This is a genomic window from Haladaptatus sp. CMAA 1909 (genome assembly GCF_043952005.1).
In the GTDB taxonomy this organism is placed as follows: Archaea; Halobacteriota; Halobacteria; order Halobacteriales; family Haladaptataceae; genus Haladaptatus.
Map to the genome: position 1 here is coordinate 1517725 of NZ_JBIOAV010000001.1, position 19375 is coordinate 1537099.

23 protein-coding genes are annotated in these 19375 nt (G+C 63.5%); 7 read left to right on the forward strand and 16 right to left on the reverse strand.

All coding sequences use genetic code 11. The features are described from left to right. Position 1: 1 nt before the first annotated feature. The 11 genes from nuoK to ACGYLY_RS08475 all read right to left on the reverse strand — a co-directional run bounded on the left by nuoK (position 2) and on the right by ACGYLY_RS08475 (position 9114). Positions 2–304, reverse strand: a complete 303-nt coding sequence (gene nuoK / locus ACGYLY_RS08425) for an NADH-quinone oxidoreductase subunit NuoK (protein WP_231184010.1) — start codon at positions 302–304, stop codon at positions 2–4. Then, positions 304–675, reverse strand: a complete 372-nt coding sequence (locus ACGYLY_RS08430; RefSeq protein WP_395282104.1) for a proton-conducting membrane transporter — start codon at positions 673–675, stop codon at positions 304–306. Before ACGYLY_RS08430 ends, nuoK begins: the two co-directional genes overlap by 1 nt. Continuing rightward, entirely contained in the window at positions 672–938 is a 267-nt protein-coding gene (locus tag ACGYLY_RS08435) for an NADH-quinone oxidoreductase subunit J (protein ID WP_231184012.1), read from the reverse strand. The genes ACGYLY_RS08430 and ACGYLY_RS08435 overlap by 4 nt, the downstream gene beginning before the upstream one ends. Positions 939–994: 56 nt before the next feature. Next, positions 995–1456: an NADH-quinone oxidoreductase subunit I gene (locus tag ACGYLY_RS08440; RefSeq protein ID WP_231184013.1), complete on the reverse strand. Its 462-nt coding sequence runs from the start codon at positions 1454–1456 to the stop codon at positions 995–997. Beyond that, on the reverse strand, positions 1453–2547 hold the full coding sequence (locus ACGYLY_RS08445; protein ID WP_395282103.1) for an NADH-quinone oxidoreductase subunit H: 1095 nt from the start codon (positions 2545–2547) through the stop codon (positions 1453–1455). Before ACGYLY_RS08445 ends, ACGYLY_RS08440 begins: the two co-directional genes overlap by 4 nt. Further along, positions 2544–4199 carry an NADH-quinone oxidoreductase subunit D gene (locus ACGYLY_RS08450; protein WP_395282102.1) on the reverse strand — a complete coding sequence of 552 codons (1656 nt, stop codon included), beginning with the start codon at positions 4197–4199 and terminating at the stop codon, positions 2544–2546. The genes ACGYLY_RS08445 and ACGYLY_RS08450 overlap by 4 nt, the downstream gene beginning before the upstream one ends. Further along, positions 4196–4900 carry an NADH-quinone oxidoreductase subunit B gene (locus ACGYLY_RS08455; RefSeq protein ID WP_395282101.1) on the reverse strand — a complete coding sequence of 235 codons (705 nt, stop codon included), beginning with the start codon at positions 4898–4900 and terminating at the stop codon, positions 4196–4198. The genes ACGYLY_RS08450 and ACGYLY_RS08455 overlap by 4 nt, the downstream gene beginning before the upstream one ends. Beyond that, positions 4897–5304, reverse strand: a complete 408-nt coding sequence (locus tag ACGYLY_RS08460) for an NADH-quinone oxidoreductase subunit A (protein ID WP_007978281.1) — start codon at positions 5302–5304, stop codon at positions 4897–4899. Before ACGYLY_RS08460 ends, ACGYLY_RS08455 begins: the two co-directional genes overlap by 4 nt. A 187-nt stretch (positions 5305–5491) precedes the next feature. Further along, positions 5492–6112: a 5-(carboxyamino)imidazole ribonucleotide mutase gene (purE, locus tag ACGYLY_RS08465; RefSeq protein ID WP_395282100.1), complete on the reverse strand. Its 621-nt coding sequence runs from the start codon at positions 6110–6112 to the stop codon at positions 5492–5494. Further along, entirely contained in the window at positions 6109–7275 is a 1167-nt protein-coding gene (locus ACGYLY_RS08470; protein WP_395282099.1) for a 5-(carboxyamino)imidazole ribonucleotide synthase, read from the reverse strand. The genes purE and ACGYLY_RS08470 overlap by 4 nt, the downstream gene beginning before the upstream one ends. A gap of 87 nt (positions 7276–7362) precedes the next feature. Then, the gene (locus tag ACGYLY_RS08475; RefSeq protein WP_395282098.1) at positions 7363–9114 is read right to left on the reverse strand and encodes a flippase activity-associated protein Agl23; all 1752 of its coding nucleotides are present in this window, start codon (positions 9112–9114) and stop codon (positions 7363–7365) included. An 81-nt stretch (positions 9115–9195) separates the two neighbouring features. Between ACGYLY_RS08475 and ribH the strand changes: the two genes are divergently transcribed. Both ribH and ACGYLY_RS08485 read left to right on the forward strand, forming a co-directional pair. Beyond that, complete coding sequence (ribH, locus tag ACGYLY_RS08480; RefSeq protein ID WP_231184021.1) at positions 9196–9600, forward strand: 6,7-dimethyl-8-ribityllumazine synthase; 405 nt, start codon at positions 9196–9198, stop codon at positions 9598–9600. Next, the gene (locus ACGYLY_RS08485; protein ID WP_395282097.1) at positions 9600–10742 is read left to right on the forward strand and encodes a pyridoxal phosphate-dependent aminotransferase; all 1143 of its coding nucleotides are present in this window, start codon (positions 9600–9602) and stop codon (positions 10740–10742) included. Before ribH ends, ACGYLY_RS08485 begins: the two co-directional genes overlap by 1 nt. 160 nt (positions 10743–10902) lie before the next feature. Here the strand turns inward: ACGYLY_RS08485 and ACGYLY_RS08490 are convergent, their stop codons facing one another. Both ACGYLY_RS08490 and ACGYLY_RS08495 read right to left on the reverse strand, forming a co-directional pair. Further along, a complete protein-coding gene (locus ACGYLY_RS08490) occupies positions 10903–11088 on the reverse strand; it encodes a hypothetical protein (RefSeq protein ID WP_395282096.1) in 186 nt (61 codons plus the stop codon). A gap of 11 nt (positions 11089–11099) precedes the next feature. Beyond that, positions 11100–12293, reverse strand: coding sequence for a threonine synthase (locus tag ACGYLY_RS08495; RefSeq protein ID WP_395282095.1), 1194 nt, complete (start codon positions 12291–12293; stop codon positions 11100–11102). A gap of 77 nt (positions 12294–12370) precedes the next feature. On the opposite strand from ACGYLY_RS08495, the gene ACGYLY_RS08500 reads away from it, so the two are divergent. The 3 genes from ACGYLY_RS08500 (at position 12371) to ACGYLY_RS08510 (ending at position 15357) form a co-directional block, all read left to right on the forward strand. After that, positions 12371–13009, forward strand: coding sequence for an NUDIX domain-containing protein (locus tag ACGYLY_RS08500; protein WP_395282094.1), 639 nt, complete (start codon positions 12371–12373; stop codon positions 13007–13009). Between the two features lie 74 nt (positions 13010–13083). Further along, positions 13084–14343 carry an NAD(P)/FAD-dependent oxidoreductase gene (locus ACGYLY_RS08505; protein WP_395282093.1) on the forward strand — a complete coding sequence of 420 codons (1260 nt, stop codon included), beginning with the start codon at positions 13084–13086 and terminating at the stop codon, positions 14341–14343. Positions 14344–14448: 105 nt separating this feature from the next. After that, the gene (locus ACGYLY_RS08510; protein ID WP_395282091.1) at positions 14449–15357 is read left to right on the forward strand and encodes a diacylglycerol/lipid kinase family protein; all 909 of its coding nucleotides are present in this window, start codon (positions 14449–14451) and stop codon (positions 15355–15357) included. Positions 15358–15381: 24 nt separating this feature from the next. On the opposite strand, the gene ACGYLY_RS08515 is transcribed toward ACGYLY_RS08510, so the two are convergent. Together ACGYLY_RS08515 and artA are read right to left on the reverse strand one after the other, a co-directional pair. Beyond that, on the reverse strand, positions 15382–16068 hold the full coding sequence (locus ACGYLY_RS08515; RefSeq protein ID WP_395282089.1) for a metallophosphoesterase: 687 nt from the start codon (positions 16066–16068) through the stop codon (positions 15382–15384). Then, on the reverse strand, positions 16055–16996 hold the full coding sequence (gene artA, locus ACGYLY_RS08520) for an archaeosortase A (protein ID WP_395282088.1): 942 nt from the start codon (positions 16994–16996) through the stop codon (positions 16055–16057). Before artA ends, ACGYLY_RS08515 begins: the two co-directional genes overlap by 14 nt. Before the next feature lie 244 nt (positions 16997–17240). Here artA and ACGYLY_RS08525 point away from each other — a divergent pair, with 244 nt between their 5' ends. After that, entirely contained in the window at positions 17241–18023 is a 783-nt protein-coding gene (locus ACGYLY_RS08525) for a MarR family transcriptional regulator (RefSeq protein WP_395282087.1), read from the forward strand. A gap of 5 nt (positions 18024–18028) precedes the next feature. Here ACGYLY_RS08525 and ACGYLY_RS08530 read toward each other — a convergent pair whose 3' ends face one another. Then, on the reverse strand, positions 18029–18592 hold the full coding sequence (locus tag ACGYLY_RS08530) for a J domain-containing protein (protein WP_395284134.1): 564 nt from the start codon (positions 18590–18592) through the stop codon (positions 18029–18031). A gap of 239 nt (positions 18593–18831) precedes the next feature. Here ACGYLY_RS08530 and ACGYLY_RS08535 point away from each other — a divergent pair, with 239 nt between their 5' ends. After that, complete coding sequence (locus ACGYLY_RS08535; RefSeq protein ID WP_395282086.1) at positions 18832–19359, forward strand: hypothetical protein; 528 nt, start codon at positions 18832–18834, stop codon at positions 19357–19359. Positions 19360–19375 lie beyond the last annotated feature (16 nt).

Here is a 19375-nt window from a genome sequence, read left to right on the forward strand (position 1 = left end):
GTTACCACCTCATAGTCGTCGCTTGGGACACGTCCACGTCGTTGAAGTTACGATACAACACGAGGATGATACCGATTCCCACTGCGACTTCCGCGGCGGCGAGCGCCAGCGTGAACAGACTGAACGTCTGCCCGGTCAGGTTGCCGTGATAGCTGGAGAACGCGACGAGGTTGATGTTCGCCGCGTTCAGCATCAACTCGACGCTGATGAGGAACATCAGCGCGTTCTTCCGGGTCAGGATACCGAACAGTCCCGAACAGAACACGGCGGCGGAGAGCAACAGGTAATATTCGACCGGTACCATTACTCCTCGTCACCTCCGGAGTTTCGACCGCCGTCAGCCATGACCGCCGTCGAAGTTCCGCTCTCGCTGCTTTCGCCGTCGTCGCGGGTGGCGAGCATCACTGCACCCACCAGCGCCGCGACGAGCACGAGGTCGATTATCTCGAACGCGACGAGGAATCCCTCGCTCTGAACGAGCGCGTCACCGCCGACGTTTCCGATGTTGAACATCGCATAGCCGATGCTCGCCGTGATGTTGGCTCCGTTCGCGAAGCCTTGGGCGTCGCCGAACGACGCGCCGAGGAACACCACGGCGAGGATGGCGAACAGCGCCACCGCGACGACGCCGGGAAGCATCGTGCTGGGGTCGCGCATTCGTGGCCGTGATGTCATGCGTTAGTCACCTCCTCTGTACTTGATTGACGTGTGAGCATGATGGCGAACGTTATCAGGATGAGGACCCCGCCCACGTAGACGAGGATCTGCATCGCCGCAACGAATTCCGCCTGTAACATAACGTAATGGATGGCGAAGCTCAGCAACGAAAGGCCGAGCAACAACGCCGAATGCCACACGTCCCGCACCAGGACGGCGCCCACGCTACTCGCCACCGTCAGGATGGCGAACAACGCGAACGCGATCATTTCATATGCCATTTCAGTCACCTTTGGGTTCGGGTAAACGCCCTTTCAAGATTTCGAGACGGGCGTAATTACTGGTAATCGACCGCTCCTTCGCCCTCTCCTATCCACGCGCTCCGATCCGGTTCACGCGATTCGAGTGGGTCGATGTCTTTGTACCAGGGGACGTTCTTCAACTGTTCTTTGTTGTACACCAAGTCGTCCTTCGTGTCACCCGTGAACTCGAAGTTCTGGGTGAGCAGAATGGCGTCGACCGGGCACACTTCCTCGCAGAGTCGGCAGTAGATGCACTGGCCGACGTGGAGGTTGTACTGTTCGCCGTTGCGCTGGTCGTCCTGAACGATCTGAATCGTGTCGTTCGGACAGACGTTCTCGCACTGGCGACACCAGATACAGCGCTCTTGGCTGAACTTGTGAATCCCACGGAAGCGTGGGCTTACTTCGGGCGGGACGTCCGGGTATTCGACCGTGAACGTCGACCCGTCCAACGCGTGCTTCATCGTCGTTGCCATCGATTTGAGTAGTCCGATCATAGCACCACCCCCACGATGATGGCCGTGAGAACCAGGTTGGCGAACGAGAGCACCAGCATGCCCTTCCAACCGATTTCGATGAGTTGGTCGATGCGGACACGCGGGAGCGCGGAGCGCGCCCACTGCGTGAACAGGAACACCGCCCAGATCTTCACCGTGAACCAGACGAATCCGATGGAACCCGACGCGGGGCCGTCCGGACCGCCGAGGAACAGCGTGGCGATTATCGCACCGCCGAGGAAGATGTGGATGAACTCGCCGAGGTAGAACAGCACGAAGTACACGCTGGAGTACTCCGTCTGATATCCGGCGACGATTTCCGTCGGCGCTTCCGGCGTGTCGAACGGGTTACGCCCGACCTCCGCGAGGTTCGCCGCGAGGAACAACACGAACGCGAACGGGTTCACGAACGCGTACCACGACGGTATCGCGATGCCGCCGATGGAGATGAGCGTCTCCTGCTGTTGAGCGACGATTTGGCTCATCTGGAGCGTCCCCGTGAAGAGGACGACCGATGCGGCCGTCACGACGAGCGGAATCTCGTACGCGATGTTCTGTGCCACCGCGCGAAGACCGCCGAGGAGCGAGTATTTGTTGTTCGACGCGTAGCCGCCCATCGCCAGTCCGAGCGTGGCGATGGAGGCGACGGCGAACACGTACGCCAGCCCCGTCTCGGGGTCAGCGAGTTGCAGATTGATGCCGAAAAGGGAACCCATCGGAATGACCGCGAAACCGAGCAGCGCCGAACCCGCCATGATGACGGGCGCGAGGTCGAACGCCGGACGGTCCGCACCCTCCGGGATGATGAGTTCCTTCGACAGCAGCCGCACCGCGTCGGCCACGATGATGAACAGGCCGAACGGCCCGACACGATTGACCGCGATACGGTCGGTGAACGCCGCGGTGATCTTCCGCTTCGCCCACGGACCCGCGAACGCCGTCATCGTCAGCATGATTGTGCCGATGACGGCCGCCGCGATGAGCGCCGAGAGGAGCTCTATCGGCGCACCGGGGTTGTTGCCACCCAGCGCGCGTGCTATCTGTTCGGGCAGGAGGACCGGACTCGACCCCTGTAGCGGGACCGGATTCATCGGTCGACCTCCCCGAGAATCACGTCGAGGCTGCCGAGCGTGGCGACGAGGTCGGGGATGTACTCCCCGTTGGACATCTCGCCGAGCGCCGCGAGGTTACAGAAACACGGGCTCCGGATCTTGAATCGGCCGGGCTTGTCCGTCCCGTCCGAGCGGATGTAGATGCCGAGTTCCCCTTTCGCGCCCTCCACCGCGCGGTACGTCTCCGTGTCTGCGTCCGGTTTGAGGGTCCGGGGGACGTTCGACTGAATCTCGCGTTCGTCCTCGGGCCAGTCCTCGAGCAGTTCGATGCACTGTTCGATGATCTTCGCCGACTCCTCGACTTCGCGCATCCGAACGAGGAGGCGCGCGTAGTTGTCACAGCCGTCCTCGGTGACGACGTTCCAGTCGAGTTGGTCGTAGTAGCCGTACGGGTCGTCGCGGCGCAGGTCGTAGTCGATTCCGGAACCCCGAGCGACTGGCCCCGTCACGCCGTACTGTTTGGCGACCTCGGGGGCGAGTTCTCCGGTTCCGATGGTCCGAATCTGGAACAGTTCGTTGCCCGTGATGAGGTCGTGGTACTCCTCCAGAGCCTCCGGGAGGCCGTCGAGGAAGTCCCGGGTCTTGTCGAAGAACTCCTCTCGCGGTTCCGGGATGTCCCAGACGACGCCGCCGAGGCGGAAGTAGTTGAACATCATGCGCTGGCCGGTGAGGTCCTCCAGTATGTTCTGGACGATTTCCCGGTCGCGCATCGCGTACATGAAGATCGCAGTGAAATCGCCGTAGATGTCGAGACAAAACGTCCCGAGCGCCAGCATGTGCGACGCGATGCGGCAGAGTTCCGCCCCCATCGTCCGGATTATCTGTGCGTACTCCGGCACGTCGATGTCGTTCAGGTCTTCGGCCACGCGCGCGTAGGCCCACTCGTTGAGCAGGCCGGCGGACGCGTAGTCCCAGCGGTCGGGGTACGGCATGATTTGATGCCGGTACGTTCCGTTCTGGGCCATCTGCTCCTCGCAGCGGTGGAGGTAGCCGATGTCGGGATCGACATCCGCGACCTGTTCGCCGTCGAGCGTCGTCTTCAGGTGCAACACACCGTGCGTCGCCGGGTGGTGCGGCCCGATGTTGAGGAACATCGTGTCCGATTCCTGGTCGTAGTGGTCGTCCTGAATCGGGTTCTCGTACTCGTTGAACGAGACGATCTGTGGCCGGTCCTGGTCGTAGTTCCGCGCCAAGGGGTGGCCCTGCCACGTCTCGGGGAGGAGGATACGACGAAGGTCGGGATGACCCTCGTAGTCGATACCGACGAGGTCGTATGCTTCCCGCTCGTGCCAGTCGGCGGCCCGGTAGACGGGTTCGGCCGACTGGTTTGCCGGGGCACCTCGCGGCGACGGGACGACGACGCTGGCTTCCTGCGTCGGGTCGTCGTACTTCTTCAGATGGTAGATGCTCTCGTAGCGGTCCTCGTAGTCCTGTGCCGTGACCATCGAGAGGTGGTCGAATCCGGCCTCGTCGCGCAGGATGGTGAGTGCGTCCTGCACTTCGTCGGGTCGAACCACGAATCCGGGCGCGTTGAGATGCTCGTCGCGGCCGATGACGTGGTCGCCGAGCAGGGCGGCGAGTTGGTCGCCGTCGAGTTCCCGCGCCGCCGGCACTTCGTGTTGCGAACTCATGGTGAATCAGCCCAGTTGTAGCGCATGACCAGCGAGTCCTCGTCGATCTGGTCCGCGAGCGTGTCCACCAACTCGTCCTGTTCCAGGTCCTTGAACTGTTCCAGTTCGTAGGGCTTGACCGTCACCGGACTGGTCTCGCCGTTGGCGACGCGCTCCTGAAGCTTGACGACGCCGTAGACGAGCGCCTCCGGTCGCGGCGGGCATCCCGGAACGTGAATGTCGATCGGGATGACCTCCTCCGCGCCCTTGATGACGTTGTACCCCTCCTGGAACGGGCCACCGCTGATGGCGCACGATCCCATGTTCACGACGAACTTGGGTTCGGGCATCTGGTCGTAGACGCGCTTCATCCGCGGCGCGAACTTCGAGACGATCGTCCCGGGGACGATCATCACGTCGGCCTGCCGCGGCGACGCACGCGGGACGCCGGACCCGAAGCGGTCCAAGTCGTGTTTGACCGCATACGTGTGCATCATCTCGATGCTACAGCAGGCGATACCGAACTGTAGCATGAACATCGACGACCCCCGCACCCAGTTCATGAACTTGTCGAACTTCGTGAGGATGAACGGCGACGCGCCGAACGCCTCCCGAAGTTTCGAGTTGAAGCGGTCATCGACACCCCCGCCCATCCGAGCCTCGCGGGTTTTGGTTTGGGGTGCTGTACTACCGTGTATGTATTCCCGTGGTTCGTTGCTCATTGTTCCATACTCCGTTGCGTTCCGCGGGGGCTACGAACCCACCGCACCGCTCCGTTGCGCCAAGCCCACGCGAGGCCGACGACGAGAACCGCGATGAAGACCAACATCGGGACGAGCACCGTCGCAAGGCTGACACCGCTGTCGATAGCGTTGCGATAGATGACGGTCCAAGGGAAGATGAGGACCGTCTCGATGTCGAAGACGACGAACAGCAGCGCAACCATGTAGTACTGAATGTTGAACCGAATGCGCGTCGTCCCGGTTGGAATCTCACCGCTCTCGTAGGTGGCGGATTTTCCCTGTTCAGGCACGCTCGGTCTGAGGAGACTCGACACAGCCATCATACTGAATGGTATGGCGAGTCCCACGAGCACTAGCGCGCCAATGGCTACCCATGGATTCATTACCGATTTTCTCCTAGCAGGCGGTGTTTTGTGAGCGCACCCCTATAAGCATTGATTCTTGAGATTATAGCCGGACAGCGCCGCTATCGCCCGCATTCGGGTAACTAACGCTTTCTATTCAGAAACGCCACCTTTCTCCCCGACGAACGGACAGTCAAATCGAGCTGAATTAATCGAAAAATATCGGTTAGTCGTCGTCGCGGAACGCGGGCGTTCCCGCCTCGTGGAGCCGGCGTGAGACGGTTCCCACGTCCGTCTGCAAGTCGTCGTGGTAGGAAACCAATCGTTTCCGGAGGTCGTCGTGTTCGCGCGCGAGGATTTGCACGGCCGAGAGAGCGGCGTTGAACGACTTGCCCGCGTCCACGGCGACGATGGGCGCGCCGGTCGGCATCCCGATGACCGACGAGACGGATTTCTCCTGCACTGGAACGCCGATGACGGGGAGCGGGTACGCCAGCGATGCGGTCATATTCGGCAGGTCGGCGGACTTGCCGCCCGCTCCGGCGATAATGACGTCCAAACCGCGCGCCTCGGCCGTCTTCGCGTAACTGTACATCAACTCCGGGGTTCGGTGGGCCGAGACGACGTAGGTCTCGAACGTGAATCGCGCGTCCGGCGGGTTCTCGTCGTCGGTCACTTCCTCGAAGCCGAGTTCGGTGAGCGCGTCGTAGGCTCCCGACATCACGTCCAAGTCGGAGTCGCTTCCCATGACGATGCCGACCTCGGGCGTCTCCTCCGTCGGTCGGTTGCGGTTCGCTTCGGCTTTGAACTGTTCGATGAGCGTGGTGACTGATTCTGCGGTGGTCATTGGAACGTGAGTGAGTCGGTGAGTTCGCGCGTGGTTTCGAGCAGGTCGGTGAGCGTCGATTCGTCGTCCGCATCGAGGTCGTCGCCGACGAGCGTGACGTGACCCATCTTCCGGAGCGGGCGAACCTCGCGTTTGCCGTACCAGTGGAAGGCAGCGCCGTCGGTCGAGAGTACGCCCTCGACTCCGGAGAGGTCGGCGAATTCGGGTTCGTCGACGTCGCCGAGGACGTTCGAACTCACGACCGGACTGCGGAGGTCCGTCGCCCCGAGCGGATAGCCGAGGACGCCGCGGGCGTGCTGTTCGAACTGCGAGGTTAGCGCACCCTCGATGGTGTAGTGGCCGGAGTTGTGCGGCCGCGGTGCGATTTCGTTGACCGAAATCGACCCGTCTTCCCCTTCGAACAGTTCGATTCCGTACGTTCCGCGCCCAGAGAGGGCCGAAAGCACCTCGTGGGCGACGTCTTCGGCGCGTTCTCGGACCTCGTCGGAGGTCCGAGCGGGAACGACGGTTTGCCGGAGGATTTCTTCCTCGTGGACGTTCTCGCCGACCGGGAACGTCGCCACCTCGTCGTCGCCCTTGACGGCGATGACCGAGAGTTCGCGCTCGAAGGGGACGAACTCCTCGACCATCAACTCGCCCGAGACCTGCGAGAGCGCGTCGTCCACGTCGTCCTCGTCCTCGACGGGGACGTTTCCGCGGCCGTCGTAGCCGCCGCGGCGGGCTTTCAACATCATCGGGTAACCGAACTCCTCGCCCGCTTCGAGGAGGTCCTCGCGGGAATCGACGGGCCGGAAGTCAGGCACCGGAATCTCGCGGTCCTGTAGCGCGCGCTTCTGGACGAGTTTGTCCTGAATGGTCCGGAGCGTCGCCGGGTCCGGGTGGACCGGCACGTCGTACTCCTCGCCGACCGCTTCGAGCACGTCGGGGTCCGCGAGTTCGATTTCGAAGGTCAACGCGTCGCTTCGCTCGGCCAGTTCTCGAATCGACTCCTCGTCGTCGAAGTCGCCGACGATCTGGTCGCGGGCGACGAGCGATGCCGGGCAATCGGGTGTCGGATCGAGAACTATCAGTTCGACGCCGAGCGGGGACGCCGCCTCCGCGAGCATCCGACCGAGTTGACCGCCGCCGACGACGCCGAGGGTAAGCGGTGATGCCGTAACCATGTTGTCCGGAAGCTATCCCTGTGGGTGCATAAGATTTGCCAACTCGGACGGAGAATAGGCACGAACGTGTATCGGTTCGCGGATGGATTATGCGGCTCGGTTCGCCTTCCGAAGCGCGCTTTCCTTGATGTAAATCGTCGTCGGCGCGCCCCAGAGCGTGAGTTTGTGGTCGTAGACGCGGTAGCCGTCGAGGTACTTCTCGACGTCCTTCTTGTGTGACGTCCGCGTGATGACGACCGGCGGTTGGCGGGTTTGGAAGGTTTCGTTCTTCAACGTGCTGTCAACGTTCGCGTCCACCATCTCGGTGTACCACGGGAGCGGGAGGCGGTTGTACCAGCCGCCTTGGCCGCGCACGCTATCGATGTTACCCTCGTCCGGGACGTAGAACACGTTGTTACTCTGATCGTCCACGTAGCCGTAGTACAGCACGTCGGTCCCTCTCTCGTTCGCTTTCGACACCTGCTGTACCTTCTCCATTGTCGGTTTGATACCGGCGGCCGGTTGTCCCCACTGGACGATGTCGTTGTGGCGTTGTCCGCCGAACACGCTCGGCGTGTCGGGGTCTTGGGGATGCATGTAGACGACGGTCGTCGCCGGAAAGAGGATCAGTACGACGAGAACGAGGGATATGACGCCCGTCGCGCTCGTTCCGATCCGGTCGCCGTCCTCGTACGCTTCCCGTCCCCAGCGGTAGATGATTCCCGCACCGACAGCTGCGGGGATCATGAGCGGGACGATGGCGTGCACCGTCACCCACCCGGCCTGGATGTCGGTCACGAGCGGGTAGCCGAGGATGCTCACCACGCCCCAGTAGAACGCGAACGAAACGAGGTCGCGCGGGCGATCATCAACGTATCGTGCCGCGATAAAGCCGAGAACGGAGAGGACGACGACGACGAGCGCACCCTGTTCGAGGACGGTGATGAAGTGTTCGAGGAAGGGGAGGTAGGCGTGGCCTTGGCTCTTGACCCACTGACCGGTGAACTCGTTCCACGAGCCGACCGTCGCCTCCGAAATCACCGTGCCGAACATCCCCGGGTTCGAGAACGCCTTCCACAGTCCGGGGCCGCCGGTGCCGTTCGCCCGAGGCGCGTAGAAGTAGACGATGATGACGAAGAACTCCACCAGCGCGACGAGGATGTGCGGAGCGAATCGAAGGAGCCCCCGACCGATTTCTTTGGTCGTGTCGACGAACGTCTCGGTCCATTTCCGTTCGTGGTTCCGGGAGAGGAGCAGTCGATGATCGAACAGCAGGACGAGCGCTCCGAGCCACGCGAGGACGTACAGAATGGCGTTTTCCTTCGTCGTGAAGCCGAGCGCCAACGCCGCGGTTCCGGCATAGAGGTATCGCGCCTTCCCGGTCGCCTGTGCGCGGAGGTAGAAACCGAGCGCAAACACCATGAACGCCGCGAGCAACACGTCGTACCGCATGAATCGCGAATAGTAGAGGACGACGGGGTTCACGGCGAGGAAGAACGCGAACGCCACCATCTCGGAGTCGCCGAGGTGGTCGCGGTAGAGCCACGCGGCCAGCGGCACCAGTCCGGTGACGAGTGCCACCGGCAGACGCGCCACGAAGTCGCTCGCGCCGAACAGTTCGAACAGGACGCTGTTCACCTGCGGGAAGAATGGCCCGTGAATCGGCGGATAGTAATTCCAGACGCCGGTCTCCTGATAGCGGAGTATCCAGTAGCCGACGCGGGCTTCGTCCCAATGGGCGAACCGGGTGCCGAGGCCGAAAAGCCGGAGCGCTAGTGCTAGCACCGTGATGGCACAGATGAAAGCGAAACCCCGATTTCGGGCCGTCCACCCGGTCAGCGGGTGTTCGCTCGAGCTCATTGTTTTCCCTCAAGACGCAGCGGGGATACAAGCCTTGCGGAGAGCGGTAGTTCTTTTAGCCGTGCTGGCTTCCCGCCACACATGGTAACGCTCGGACTCGTCGTCGCGGAGTTTAACGCGCCGATAACGGAGCGGATGGAGGCGTCGGCGCGCGAGGCTGCCGCCGAGCGAGGTGCAGAAATCCTCGAAACGCTACACGTGCCCGGCGCGTACGATTCGCCGCTCGCGGCGGACCGTCTCGCCCGCCGGGACGACATCGACGGGGTCGCGGTTCTCGGTGCCGTCATCACCGGCGATACCGACCACGATCACGTTATCACGACCGCGACGACCCAAAAGCTCACCGACGTCAGCCTGAAGCGGGACACGCCGGTCGCACTCGGAATCACCGGCCCCGGCATGTCCGCGGCGGAGGCCCGCGAGCGTACCGACTACGGTGCACGGGCGGTCGAAGGTGCACTCGATTTAGTGGAGGAACTACAATAATGGACTTCTCGGACAGGATTCAACGTGTCGAACCGAGCGCGACGCTGGCTATCAGCAGCCTCGCGTCGGAACTGAAAGCCGATGGCGCGGACGTCATCGACCTGAGCGTCGGCGAACCCGACTTCCCGACGCCGGCGAACGTCGTGGAAGCGTGTGAAACCGCGATGGAGGAGGGACACACCGGGTATCCGTCGTCGAAGGGTGTCCCGGAACTCCGCGAGGCCATCGCGGAGAAACTGCAAGGTGACGGCCTCCCGTACGACGCGGACAACGTCATCGTCACCCCCGGCGCGAAGCAGGCGCTCTACGAAACAGTACAGACCGTCGTCGACGACGGGGACGAGGTCGTCCTCCTCGACCCGGCGTGGGTGTCCTACGAGGCGATGGTCAAACTCGCGGGCGGCGACCTGAACCGCGTGGACCTCGCGCCGCACGATTTCAAACTCGAACCCGCCCTCGACGACCTCGCCGAGGCCGTCTCGGACGACACCGAACTGCTCGTCGTCAACTCGCCGTCGAACCCGACCGGCGCGGTCTACTCCGACGCCGCGCTGGAAGGCGTCCGCGATTTGGCGGTCGAACACGACATCACGGTCATCAGCGACGAGATTTACGAGCGGATCACCTACGGCGCGGAGTTCACCAGCCTCGGAACCCTCGACGGCATGTTCGAGCGCACGATAACGATCAACGGCTTCTCCAAGGCCTACTCCATGACCGGGTGGCGACTCGGCTACCTCGCCGCGCCGGAGGAGTTCGTCTCGGAGGCGGCGAAACTGCACTCACACTCCGTCTCCGCGGCGACGAACTTCGTCCAGCACGCGGGTCTCGAAGCGCTGGCGAACACCGAGGACGACGTGAGCGAGATGGTCGAGGCGTTCCACGAGCGCCGTGACCGGCTCGTCGCCCTGCTGAAGCAACACGACGTAGACGCCGGAACGCCCGACGGTGCGTTCTACCTCATGATTCCCGTCTCCGAAGACGACCAGCAGTGGTGCGAGGACGCGCTGGAACAGGCCCACGTCGCCACGGTTCCGGGCAGCGCCTTCGGTGCACCCGGCTACGCTCGTATCTCCTACGCGGCGAGCCTCGACCGAATCGAAGAAGCCGTCGAGCGGTTGGTCGAGAGCGACCTGCTGTAGCGGGAGCTGACTGTTTTGACCGACCGTCAAACGGTGACCGAACCACCGCCGTACGGGTGAGGCGTAACTACGATTTTCATCACCTCGAACCACACTGGTTCCGGTCTCCAATATAAATCTACGGACGAAAAACAGCGTCCCGTCGAGAGAACTCCCTCGTTCAGCGATTCCGTAGGACGAAACGGTTGGCGATGTAGACGCCGACGGCCGCGCCGATTGCCGGGAAGAGGGAGGACACAACGGCTCGCGGAAGATCATATTCGAACGCGAAGAGCGAAACGAGCAGGACCACGACGTATCCGGCGGCGAATGCGACGAGTGCACGCCGTCTTGGAGAGCGGGCCATCAGTTCTCGCCTCAGACGCCCATTCCCATCAGGTGACTGCGGAGGACGTCGTCGTCCTTGTTGCCTTCGCCGGTGTTGAGGATGACGACAGTATCGTCCTCGTCGAACTCCCCTCGTTGTGCGAGTTCCCATGCGCCGCTGGCGGCGGCGGCGCAGGTCGCGCCCATCTCCAAGCCCTCCTTCTGTGCGACCGCGACCGCCGAGTCGAGGATGTCCTCGTCGCTGGTCGCCACCGCGCCGCCGTCGCTCTCGCGGAGCGCGTCCAGAATCATGGGACTCGCGCCGGGGTCGGGAATCTCGATGCCGCCGCAGATGGTGTCCGGCGTCTCCCACGCCTCGTGAACGTCCTTGCCCCCCTCCCACGCCTTCACGATGGGCGCACACCCGGTCGCTTGAGCGGCGTACATCGCCGGGAGGTCGTCGGTGAGCCCCAAATCGCGGAACTCCTTTGCGGCCTTGTGCATGCCGATCAGACCGACGCCGCCGCCGGTCGGGTAGACGATGGCGTCGGGGACGTCCCAGTCCATCTGCTCGGCGATTTCGTAGAACATCGTCTTCTTGCCCTCGTGGCGGTAGGGCGTGACGAACGTCTTGACGGAGTACCAGTCGTCTTCCTCTTCCATCGCGTCGGCGTAGGCCGCACCGGCGTCGCCGATTCGCCCCTCGACGACGGTCATGTCGCCGCCGTGGACGTTGACCATCGCCTTGTTGGTGAACCCGGAGCGGGTCGGGAGGAAGACGTGCGATTCGATGTCGGCGCGGGCGGCGTACGCCGCGGCGGCCTGTCCGGCGTTTCCGGCGGAGGCGAGCGCGATGTTCGTCGCGCCGTGCTGGGCCGCCGCCGTCACGGCCATCGTCTGACCGCGGTCCTTGAACGTCCCCGTCGGGTTGCGCCCCTCGTCCTTGAACAGGACGCGTTCGACGCCCATCTCCTCGGCGAGGGTCGGACAGTCCACGAGCGCCGTCGCACCCTCGTCCATCGTCACCGCCGATTCGCGGGTGAACGGGAGCAGTTCCGCGTACTTCCACATCGTATCGAACGGTCGGGATTCGAGGTCCGCACGTGACACGTCGATTTCGTCATAGTCGTAGTCCGGGTCGAGGATGCCGTCGCAGTCGGGACAGCGGTGTGTCCCCACCTCGGCGTCGAACGTCTCGCCGCAATCCACGCACGTCAGGCCGATGAATGCGTCCGTCGTCTCCATGCCCGATGGTGGGCAGGCGGGACACTAAGCCCTGTTCATCCCCCGCCCCTTTTGCCCCTGCACTACAACTGTCGGACATGCGATCGGACGAGGTTCAGTCGGTTCTCGCGGACCGCGTCGAAGCCCTCCAGGAATCGCTGACGGAGCGCTGGGGCGACGTCCCTCACCGTGTGCGCGACCCGATTCACGTTCCGGAGTACGATTTCCCACGTACGCCGGACGACATCTTTCCGTGGGTCGCGGTCTGTTTCGTGGTGGAGGACGGACGAGTACTATTGGTTCAGGACTCCGGCCATTCCTCGGAGTGGGAACCACCGGGAGGGAAAGGCGAGGCGCTACACGCCTCGAAGAAAGCGAGCGGAGGATACCGCGAGCAAGGCGAGACGCGCAGCGTCTCGGAAATAGCGAACGGAGAATTCCGTGAGCAAGGCGATAGAGGCGAATCAGTCGCCGAAACAGCGGAGCGAGAAACCCGCGAGGAGACCGGAATCGAGTGCGAGGCGACCGACCTGCTGTTCACCGAGACGCTCCGCTTCGACTACGGAAACGGCGTGCCGATGCCGGTGTTGCAAGCCGGATTCGTCGCCCGGCAGGTCGGCGGCGAGATTCATCCGACTGCGGCGGCCATCGAGAACGCGTCGTGGTTCGGAGTGGAGGAGATACCGGGCGGAACGCAGTTCGCGGAGGAGATCCGTTCGTTGGACGCGGAACGGTAGCTCACCGCAATCATTTCCACCACCCCAACCAGATCGGCCGAGAGACGTTTAGGACGGACGACCGACCAGTTCGTATGACCACGGTCATCGTCGCCGGGGCGGGACTCGCGGGGCTCGTGGCCGCCCGACATCTCGCCCGGTTGGGACTGGACGTGCAGGTGTTCGAACGCGAGGACGAAGTGGGGGGTCGAGTCCGAACCCGCCGAAAAGACGGATTCGTCCTCGACCGCGGGTTTCAGGTGCTCTTCACCGCCTACCCGGCGGCACGGCGGGAACTCGACTACGACAACCTCGATCTGCGCCGCTTCGCGCCGGGTGCGGTGCTCGCCCGTCCCGGCGAGCAGTCGGTTCTGGCGGACCCCGTCCGCGACCCGAGCGCGGCGTTCGGGTCGCTGGCGAACCGCGAGGTTCGTCTCGGCGACAAGCTGCGGACCTTACAACTCCGCCGCGAACTGGCCCGGACGCCGAACAGCGAAATCTTCTCGGGGGAGGACGAGTCCATCGAGGAGTACCTCCGCGAACGGGGGTTTTCCGACGCGTTCCGCGAGAACTTCGCGGGGCCGTTCTACGGCGGCATCACCCTCGACCGGTCGCTTTCGACCTCGAAGAAAGTCTTCGAGTTTACGTTCAAGATGCTCTCGACTGGCGACATCGCGGTGCCCGCGAACGGCATGGGAGAAATAGCCGACCAGTTGGCGCGGAAGGCGCGGATCGCCGGTGCGACGATTCGGCTCGGGGACGGCGTCTCCGCGGTCGAACCGAACGGCGACGAAGTGAACGTCGAAGCCGGCGGCGAAACCCTCATCGCCGATGCCGCGGTCGTCGCGACCGATCCGAAGTCCGCCCGCGAGTTGTCGGGCGTGGAGTCGATTCCGACCGATTCCCACGGTTGCGTCACCCAGTACTTCTCCCACGCCGAACCGCTCGACGTCGGAAACCGACTCCTGCTCAACGTTGACGACGACGCGCCGAACGAAGTCGTTCCGCTGTCGTCCGTCGCGCCTGAATACGCTCCCGACGACCGGGAACTCCTCTCGGCGACGTTTCTCGGGACGCCCGACGACTCCGACGAGGAACTGGCGGCGAAAGTGAAAGCGGCGCTCCGCGAGTGGTATCCCGAGCGGACGTTTCCGAACCTCGAACGCGTCCACACCGACCGCATAGAGTTCGCTCAGTTCGCCCAACCGCCGGGTATTTTCGACCGATTGCCCGGCAATCGAACGCACGAGAAGTCGGTATACCTCGCCGGAGAGTACACCGAGGCCTCCTCGCTCAACGCCGCGATTGAGAGCGGACGAAAGGCCGCGCTGGCCGTGTACGGCAACCTGCGATAGCGGTCGACTCACGTTTCGATAACCGTCGGAATCACGTTTCGATACCGGTCGGTTCGCGTCGAAACGGGCAATAGGTCTTTGACGGCCCTCCGCCGAAATAAACACGTGACCACGGAGGGTACGGCGGTTCTCGTTCGAAATCCGAACGGCGGCGACCGAAAGAAGGGCGTCAAGGCCCGCGACATCGCGCTCCGCCGCGGGTACGACGTTCGGGACAGCACCGCCCGCGGCGAAACCGTGACGCTCGCCGAGGAGGCGGCGAGAGAGGGTGCGTCGGTCATCGCGGCCTGCGGCGGCGACGGAACGCTCAACGAAGTCGTCAGGGGGGTCGACGCCGCGGACGCACTCGACCGAGTTCGCCTCGGGGTGATACCGACCGGGACCGGCAACGACTTCGCCGACAACGTCGGGATTCGGAGCGTCGCCCACGCCTTCGAGGTGCTCGAATCGGGCGAAGAGCGGCGTCTCGACCTCGGAACCGCGGACGGTCGTCCCTTCGTCAACTCCTGCGTCGGCGGGTTGACCGCCGAAGCGAGCGCCCGTACCACGCCGGAGATGAAGCGCCGACTCGGACCGGTGGCCTACGTGCTGAGCACGTTATCCGAGGTGCGCGACTTCGACGGCTTGCGACTCGACATCCGCGCGGGACCGCGAACCGACCCGATATGGTCGGGCGAGGCGGTCATGCTCCTCATCGGAAACGGGCGACGGTTCCCGAGCGAGCGCGGACGACGCGCGAACGTGGAGGACGGCCTGTTGAACGTGGTCGTCATCCAACGCGCGCCGTCGTTCGACTACCTCGCTACCGGTGCCGCCGACGTTCTTTTTCGGCGGGAATCGGGGTACGTGAATCGCGTGAAGGTTCCGCGACTGCACCTCCGACACGACGGCGAACCGGTGCAGTTCAGCCTCGACGGGGAGATGATTCGACGCGCCGAACTCGACGTCCGCTGTCGTCCGAAAGCGATGCGGTTCTCGGTCGGAGAGGGATACGAACCGAACCCGGACCGGTGACGAAAGCGCCGTCCCGGAAGCAGACTACAACAGCGTTCGAAACTCCGCGAGCGGCGGGAAACGGTAGGTTTCGTCGGTCTCTTCGTCACGAACGATGGGGCAGAGCGGGTCGGTGCCGGTGACGAGGGGGGACTGAAAACCGGACCCTCGAAGGTCGTTTACGACCATTCCGCTCGCGAATCGGCTGAACGCGGGCAGCACGAGCAGGTCCGAATCCCGGTACGCGTTCGGTCCGTGGAGATAACAAGGCCGCCGCTTCCCCTCGATTTCGATGGCCGGATGGTCGTGACCGATGACGTACCGCGGGGCGCTCCCTTCCGGTTCCTCGTGGCCGTGACAGACCACCGTGTCGTCCGCGAGCGGGTACTCCGCGTGCGTGTCAGTCAGTTCGTCCACCCTCGTGTCGTGATTGCCGCGGACGACGACGAGGGTCGCTCCCGCGTCGCCCGCGAGCGCTTCGAGGTCGGCGAACGTATCGTGGACCTCCTCCGGGAGTCGGTCGAAGGCGTGGAGAACGTCCCCCGCGAGGACGAGTTCGGTCGGCGAAAATCGGTCGATGAGGGTCGACAATCGCGCCGTCAAATCGTGCCGTTCGCCGAGCGGAAACGAGACGTTCGACGTCGCGTCACGGCCGATGTGGAGGTCGGCGAGGACGAGCGCGTCGGCGGAAGGAAGGTAGGCCGCCCGGTCCGCGAACTCAACGTCCGCCATCGGCACGGATGCTCCGTTGGAAGTCGTACTCGCGGCCGGTAACGAGGTAGACGACGTCCTCGATGACCGTCAGCAGTTCCGGGAGGTCTCGGACGACCAACCAGAGGATGAAGACGAGCGCGACCACCGCGAGCAGTTGACTCAGCACGCGGTCCGCGATGAAAAACGAGACCATCCGCGGGTCGGTGTAGCCGGTGAGCGAGGTGACGGGGCCAACGAACAGTTGGAACCACTGGTTTCCGAACGCGACTGAGATGAAGACGTTGCGGACGACGTTCAGCACCCAGATGATGGAGATAGCCAGCGCGAACGCCCGGAGCTTTCGCCGAAGCGGTGCCTTGACCGCGGCGATGAGGCCGCCGAAGATGCTCATGCTGCCGATTCCCGTGCAGGCCAGAACGAGGTAGGTGTAGTACTGATGGCCCGCGCCGTCGGTGAAGATGAAGGCGCTGTGGTAGCCGTTTTGCTCCGCGATCGTGAACACGGGGTCGTATCCGAGAAGCCGGATGACGGCGTTCGTCTGGGCGCTCACGAGTTCCACCAACCACTGCCGGAGCGGTTCGATGGTCAGAAACGGGACGTAAATGAGTCCCATCGCGGCGACGCCGCGGGAGAGGACGAACAGCGAGTCCCGTCCCGAGTAGAGTTGGTAGCCCGCGTAGACACACAGCGGAACGGCGAGGAGGCTGAGCCCCCCTTCGATGAAGCTCCGCATCTCGAACGCGAACCGGGGGAAGAGAACGCCCCAAAAGACGCCGAAGAGCACCCATGCGCCCGCACCGACGGTCCGGGCTATCCCGCGGTCGTACCGTTCGAGCGCGGCGGTGGCGACGAACGCGGCGATGACCACCCACACGAGGTAATCGGGGACGGTCGTCGTCAACCACGGGAGGGGGCCGGGAAGGGCGGCGGGGATGACTTCGATCACGCTTCGTCGGTTGTTCTCGGAAAATATAGAGTTGACGCTCTCCCGTCCAGACGTACACGGAGCCGTTCCACGCGGATTTGAGCGAACACGTGCCCCGCAGTCATCCTCACGTTGACATCCATCTGCCGACCGTCGAGTTACGATCATCGGTTCCGAGTCCGTGTCCATCCGCGAACGGGAAACCGGACGACGGTCACACCGCTCGACCGCTGGTATTTTTATCGTTCCGCCCGAGAATTCGGGCATGGCCGACGTGTTGGAGGACAAACGGACCGCAACCCGGTTTCGCATCCTCGCCGAAATCGCGGACCGCCAACCGGCGGTGAGCCAGGGCGAAATCGCCGAGGCTGTCGGTGTCACGAGTCAGGCCGTCAGCGAGTACATTCGCGGCCTCGTGGACGACGGTCTCGTGACGAAGGAGGGACGCTCGCGCTATCGGGCGACGAAGGAGGGCGTCGATTGGCTTCTCCAGTCCGCGACGGACGTTCGCCGGTTTGCGGACCACGTGACGGACGACATCCTCGGCAACGTCGGGGAGGACGCGGCCATCGCACGCACCGATATCGAGGCGGGAACGACCGTCTCGCTCTCGCTCGAAGGCGGTCTCCTCCACGCGACGCCGGGGGATTCGGGACCCGCGACGGGCATCGCCACGACCGACGCGGAGGAGGGAACGGACGTCGGCGTCACCGAGTTCGAGGGCATCATCGACCTCGAACCGGGTCGGGTGACGGTGTATCAGGTACCCCCGGTTCGTTCGGGCGGCAGTCGGACGGTGGACTCGGACGCGCTGGCGGCCGCGTGCGAGGACGGTCCGGTGCTCGCTGCGACGGGCGTCGAAGCCGTCGTGGCCCTCCGGTCCGCGGGGCTTGACCCCGACACGACGTTCGCGCCGGGGGAGGTGGCCGCCTCGGCGGCCGAACGCGGCTTGGACGTTGTCATCGTCGCAACCTCGGACAGCGTGGGGCGCGTCACCGACGCGCTGCGCGACGTCGGCGTCGCTTACGAAGTGGCGAACATCGAGTGACTCAGCTACAGGTGGTTTTTGGCGGTCGTGTACGCCTCCCGAACCCGTTGGAACTCCTCGCGTGAGCCGCCGTGGTCGGGATGCACGTCCTTCACCTTCTCTCGGTAGGCCGTTTTGACCTCCGAAAGCGTCGCGCCCGTCGGCACGCCGAGGATGGCGAACGCGGCCTGCCTCGTATCCACGTCCTCCTCCTGTTCCAAGGTCGGCGTTTCGAAGGGGAGTCGGTCCCCGAGGTGATAGCCCGGCATCTCGTGTTCCACGAGCACGGCGTAGGTCGGCGACTTCTCGATTCGGAAGAAGGCGCGGGCGTCGAACGTGATGGCCACGTCCCGTTCGGGGAGATAAAACGCGACGTGCTGCCCCTCGACGAAGTGGTCCTCGGCGAAGTTCTCGCCGATGGCGCGGAGGTACTGGCGGATTTCGATACGCCGTCGTCCCTCCCCGAAGATGTAGGTGGCGTTCGTGGATTGTGGCGTCGGAAACAGCCGAACGCCGACGACGAAGATGCCGGCGATGACGACTGCAACGGCTAGCGTTAGCCACAATCCGAGGACCAACCACTCGGGCATGCTGTCTCTGTAGGGCACGAACGGTAATCAAATCCCCGCCGGACGGGAAATACCTCGGGAGGCTGCCTCGAATCGGGAAGAGACTGTCCTGACTGCGAATCACAAATCGAATGCCGACGCCATATTTCACATGGTTGTTGGTTGAAATAAAAACTCGCTGGGTGGCAAACTTAATACCCTTGGTTATAATATATGTGCGTGTACCGGACGCAAGGATAACCCATGTTTGGCTCCAAGCAATGAAACTGACCGAACCGGAGACGAGAGGGGAACTCGACGAGAGTCAGATCCACAACGTCTTGCGGAACGAACGACGGCGTGAGACGATTCGCTACCTCCGTCAATCGGGGGATTCACTAGGGGTCGATGACCTCGCCGAGCATATCGCCACCGTCGAAACCGGCGAGTCCCCGCCTCCACGAAACGTCAGAAAGAGCGTTTACGTTTCGCTTCACCAAACCCACCTCCCGAAACTCGACGACCTCGGCATTATCGATTACGACCAGCGGTCGAAGGAATTAAGCCTCGAAGACCAAGCGCGGCAGGTCGAGGTGTATATGGAAGTCGTCCCGGAACACGACGTCTCGTGGGCGGCGTACTACCTGGGACTCGGCGTACTGGAGTTCATCGTTCTGTTCGCGGCGAAACTCCACCTCTTTTCGATACACATGCTCGATTTCGAATTCTGGACGTGGTTCTTCCTCACGTTCTTCCTCGTCTCGGCCGTGTATCACATCTACAACGGACAGGAGCGCTCGCTGTTCTGACCGTACAAGCGGTCCC

Coding starts and splice junctions, on each gene's coding strand:
- ACGYLY_RS08530 (WP_395284134.1), bottom strand. CDS start 18,592: ATGCCCGAGTGGTTGGTCCTCGGATTGTGGCTAACGCTAGCCGTTGCA.
- ACGYLY_RS08440 (WP_231184013.1), bottom strand. CDS start 1,456: ATGATCGGACTACTCAAATCGATGGCAACGACGATGAAGCACGCGTTG.
- ACGYLY_RS08525 (WP_395282087.1), top strand. CDS start 17,241: ATGGCCGACGTGTTGGAGGACAAACGGACCGCAACCCGGTTTCGCATC.
- ACGYLY_RS08490 (WP_395282096.1), bottom strand. CDS start 11,088: ATGGCCCGCTCTCCAAGACGGCGTGCACTCGTCGCATTCGCCGCCGGA.
- ACGYLY_RS08445 (WP_395282103.1), bottom strand. CDS start 2,547: ATGAATCCGGTCCCGCTACAGGGGTCGAGTCCGGTCCTCCTGCCCGAA.
- ACGYLY_RS08495 (WP_395282095.1), bottom strand. CDS start 12,293: ATGGAGACGACGGACGCATTCATCGGCCTGACGTGCGTGGATTGCGGC.
- ACGYLY_RS08485 (WP_395282097.1), top strand. CDS start 9,600: ATGGACTTCTCGGACAGGATTCAACGTGTCGAACCGAGCGCGACGCTG.
- ACGYLY_RS08460 (WP_007978281.1), bottom strand. CDS start 5,304: ATGAATCCATGGGTAGCCATTGGCGCGCTAGTGCTCGTGGGACTCGCC.
- ACGYLY_RS08455 (WP_395282101.1), bottom strand. CDS start 4,900: ATGAGCAACGAACCACGGGAATACATACACGGTAGTACAGCACCCCAA.
- nuoK (WP_231184010.1), bottom strand. CDS start 304: ATGGTACCGGTCGAATATTACCTGTTGCTCTCCGCCGCCGTGTTCTGT.
- ACGYLY_RS08500 (WP_395282094.1), top strand. CDS start 12,371: ATGCGATCGGACGAGGTTCAGTCGGTTCTCGCGGACCGCGTCGAAGCC.
- purE (WP_395282100.1), bottom strand. CDS start 6,112: ATGACCACCGCAGAATCAGTCACCACGCTCATCGAACAGTTCAAAGCC.
- ACGYLY_RS08505 (WP_395282093.1), top strand. CDS start 13,084: ATGACCACGGTCATCGTCGCCGGGGCGGGACTCGCGGGGCTCGTGGCC.
- ACGYLY_RS08470 (WP_395282099.1), bottom strand. CDS start 7,275: ATGGTTACGGCATCACCGCTTACCCTCGGCGTCGTCGGCGGCGGTCAA.
- ACGYLY_RS08435 (WP_231184012.1), bottom strand. CDS start 938: ATGGCATATGAAATGATCGCGTTCGCGTTGTTCGCCATCCTGACGGTG.
- ACGYLY_RS08515 (WP_395282089.1), bottom strand. CDS start 16,068: ATGGCGGACGTTGAGTTCGCGGACCGGGCGGCCTACCTTCCTTCCGCC.
- ACGYLY_RS08475 (WP_395282098.1), bottom strand. CDS start 9,114: ATGAGCTCGAGCGAACACCCGCTGACCGGGTGGACGGCCCGAAATCGG.
- ACGYLY_RS08535 (WP_395282086.1), top strand. CDS start 18,832: ATGAAACTGACCGAACCGGAGACGAGAGGGGAACTCGACGAGAGTCAG.
- ACGYLY_RS08430 (WP_395282104.1), bottom strand. CDS start 675: ATGACATCACGGCCACGAATGCGCGACCCCAGCACGATGCTTCCCGGC.
- ribH (WP_231184021.1), top strand. CDS start 9,196: ATGGTAACGCTCGGACTCGTCGTCGCGGAGTTTAACGCGCCGATAACG.
- ACGYLY_RS08450 (WP_395282102.1), bottom strand. CDS start 4,199: ATGAGTTCGCAACACGAAGTGCCGGCGGCGCGGGAACTCGACGGCGAC.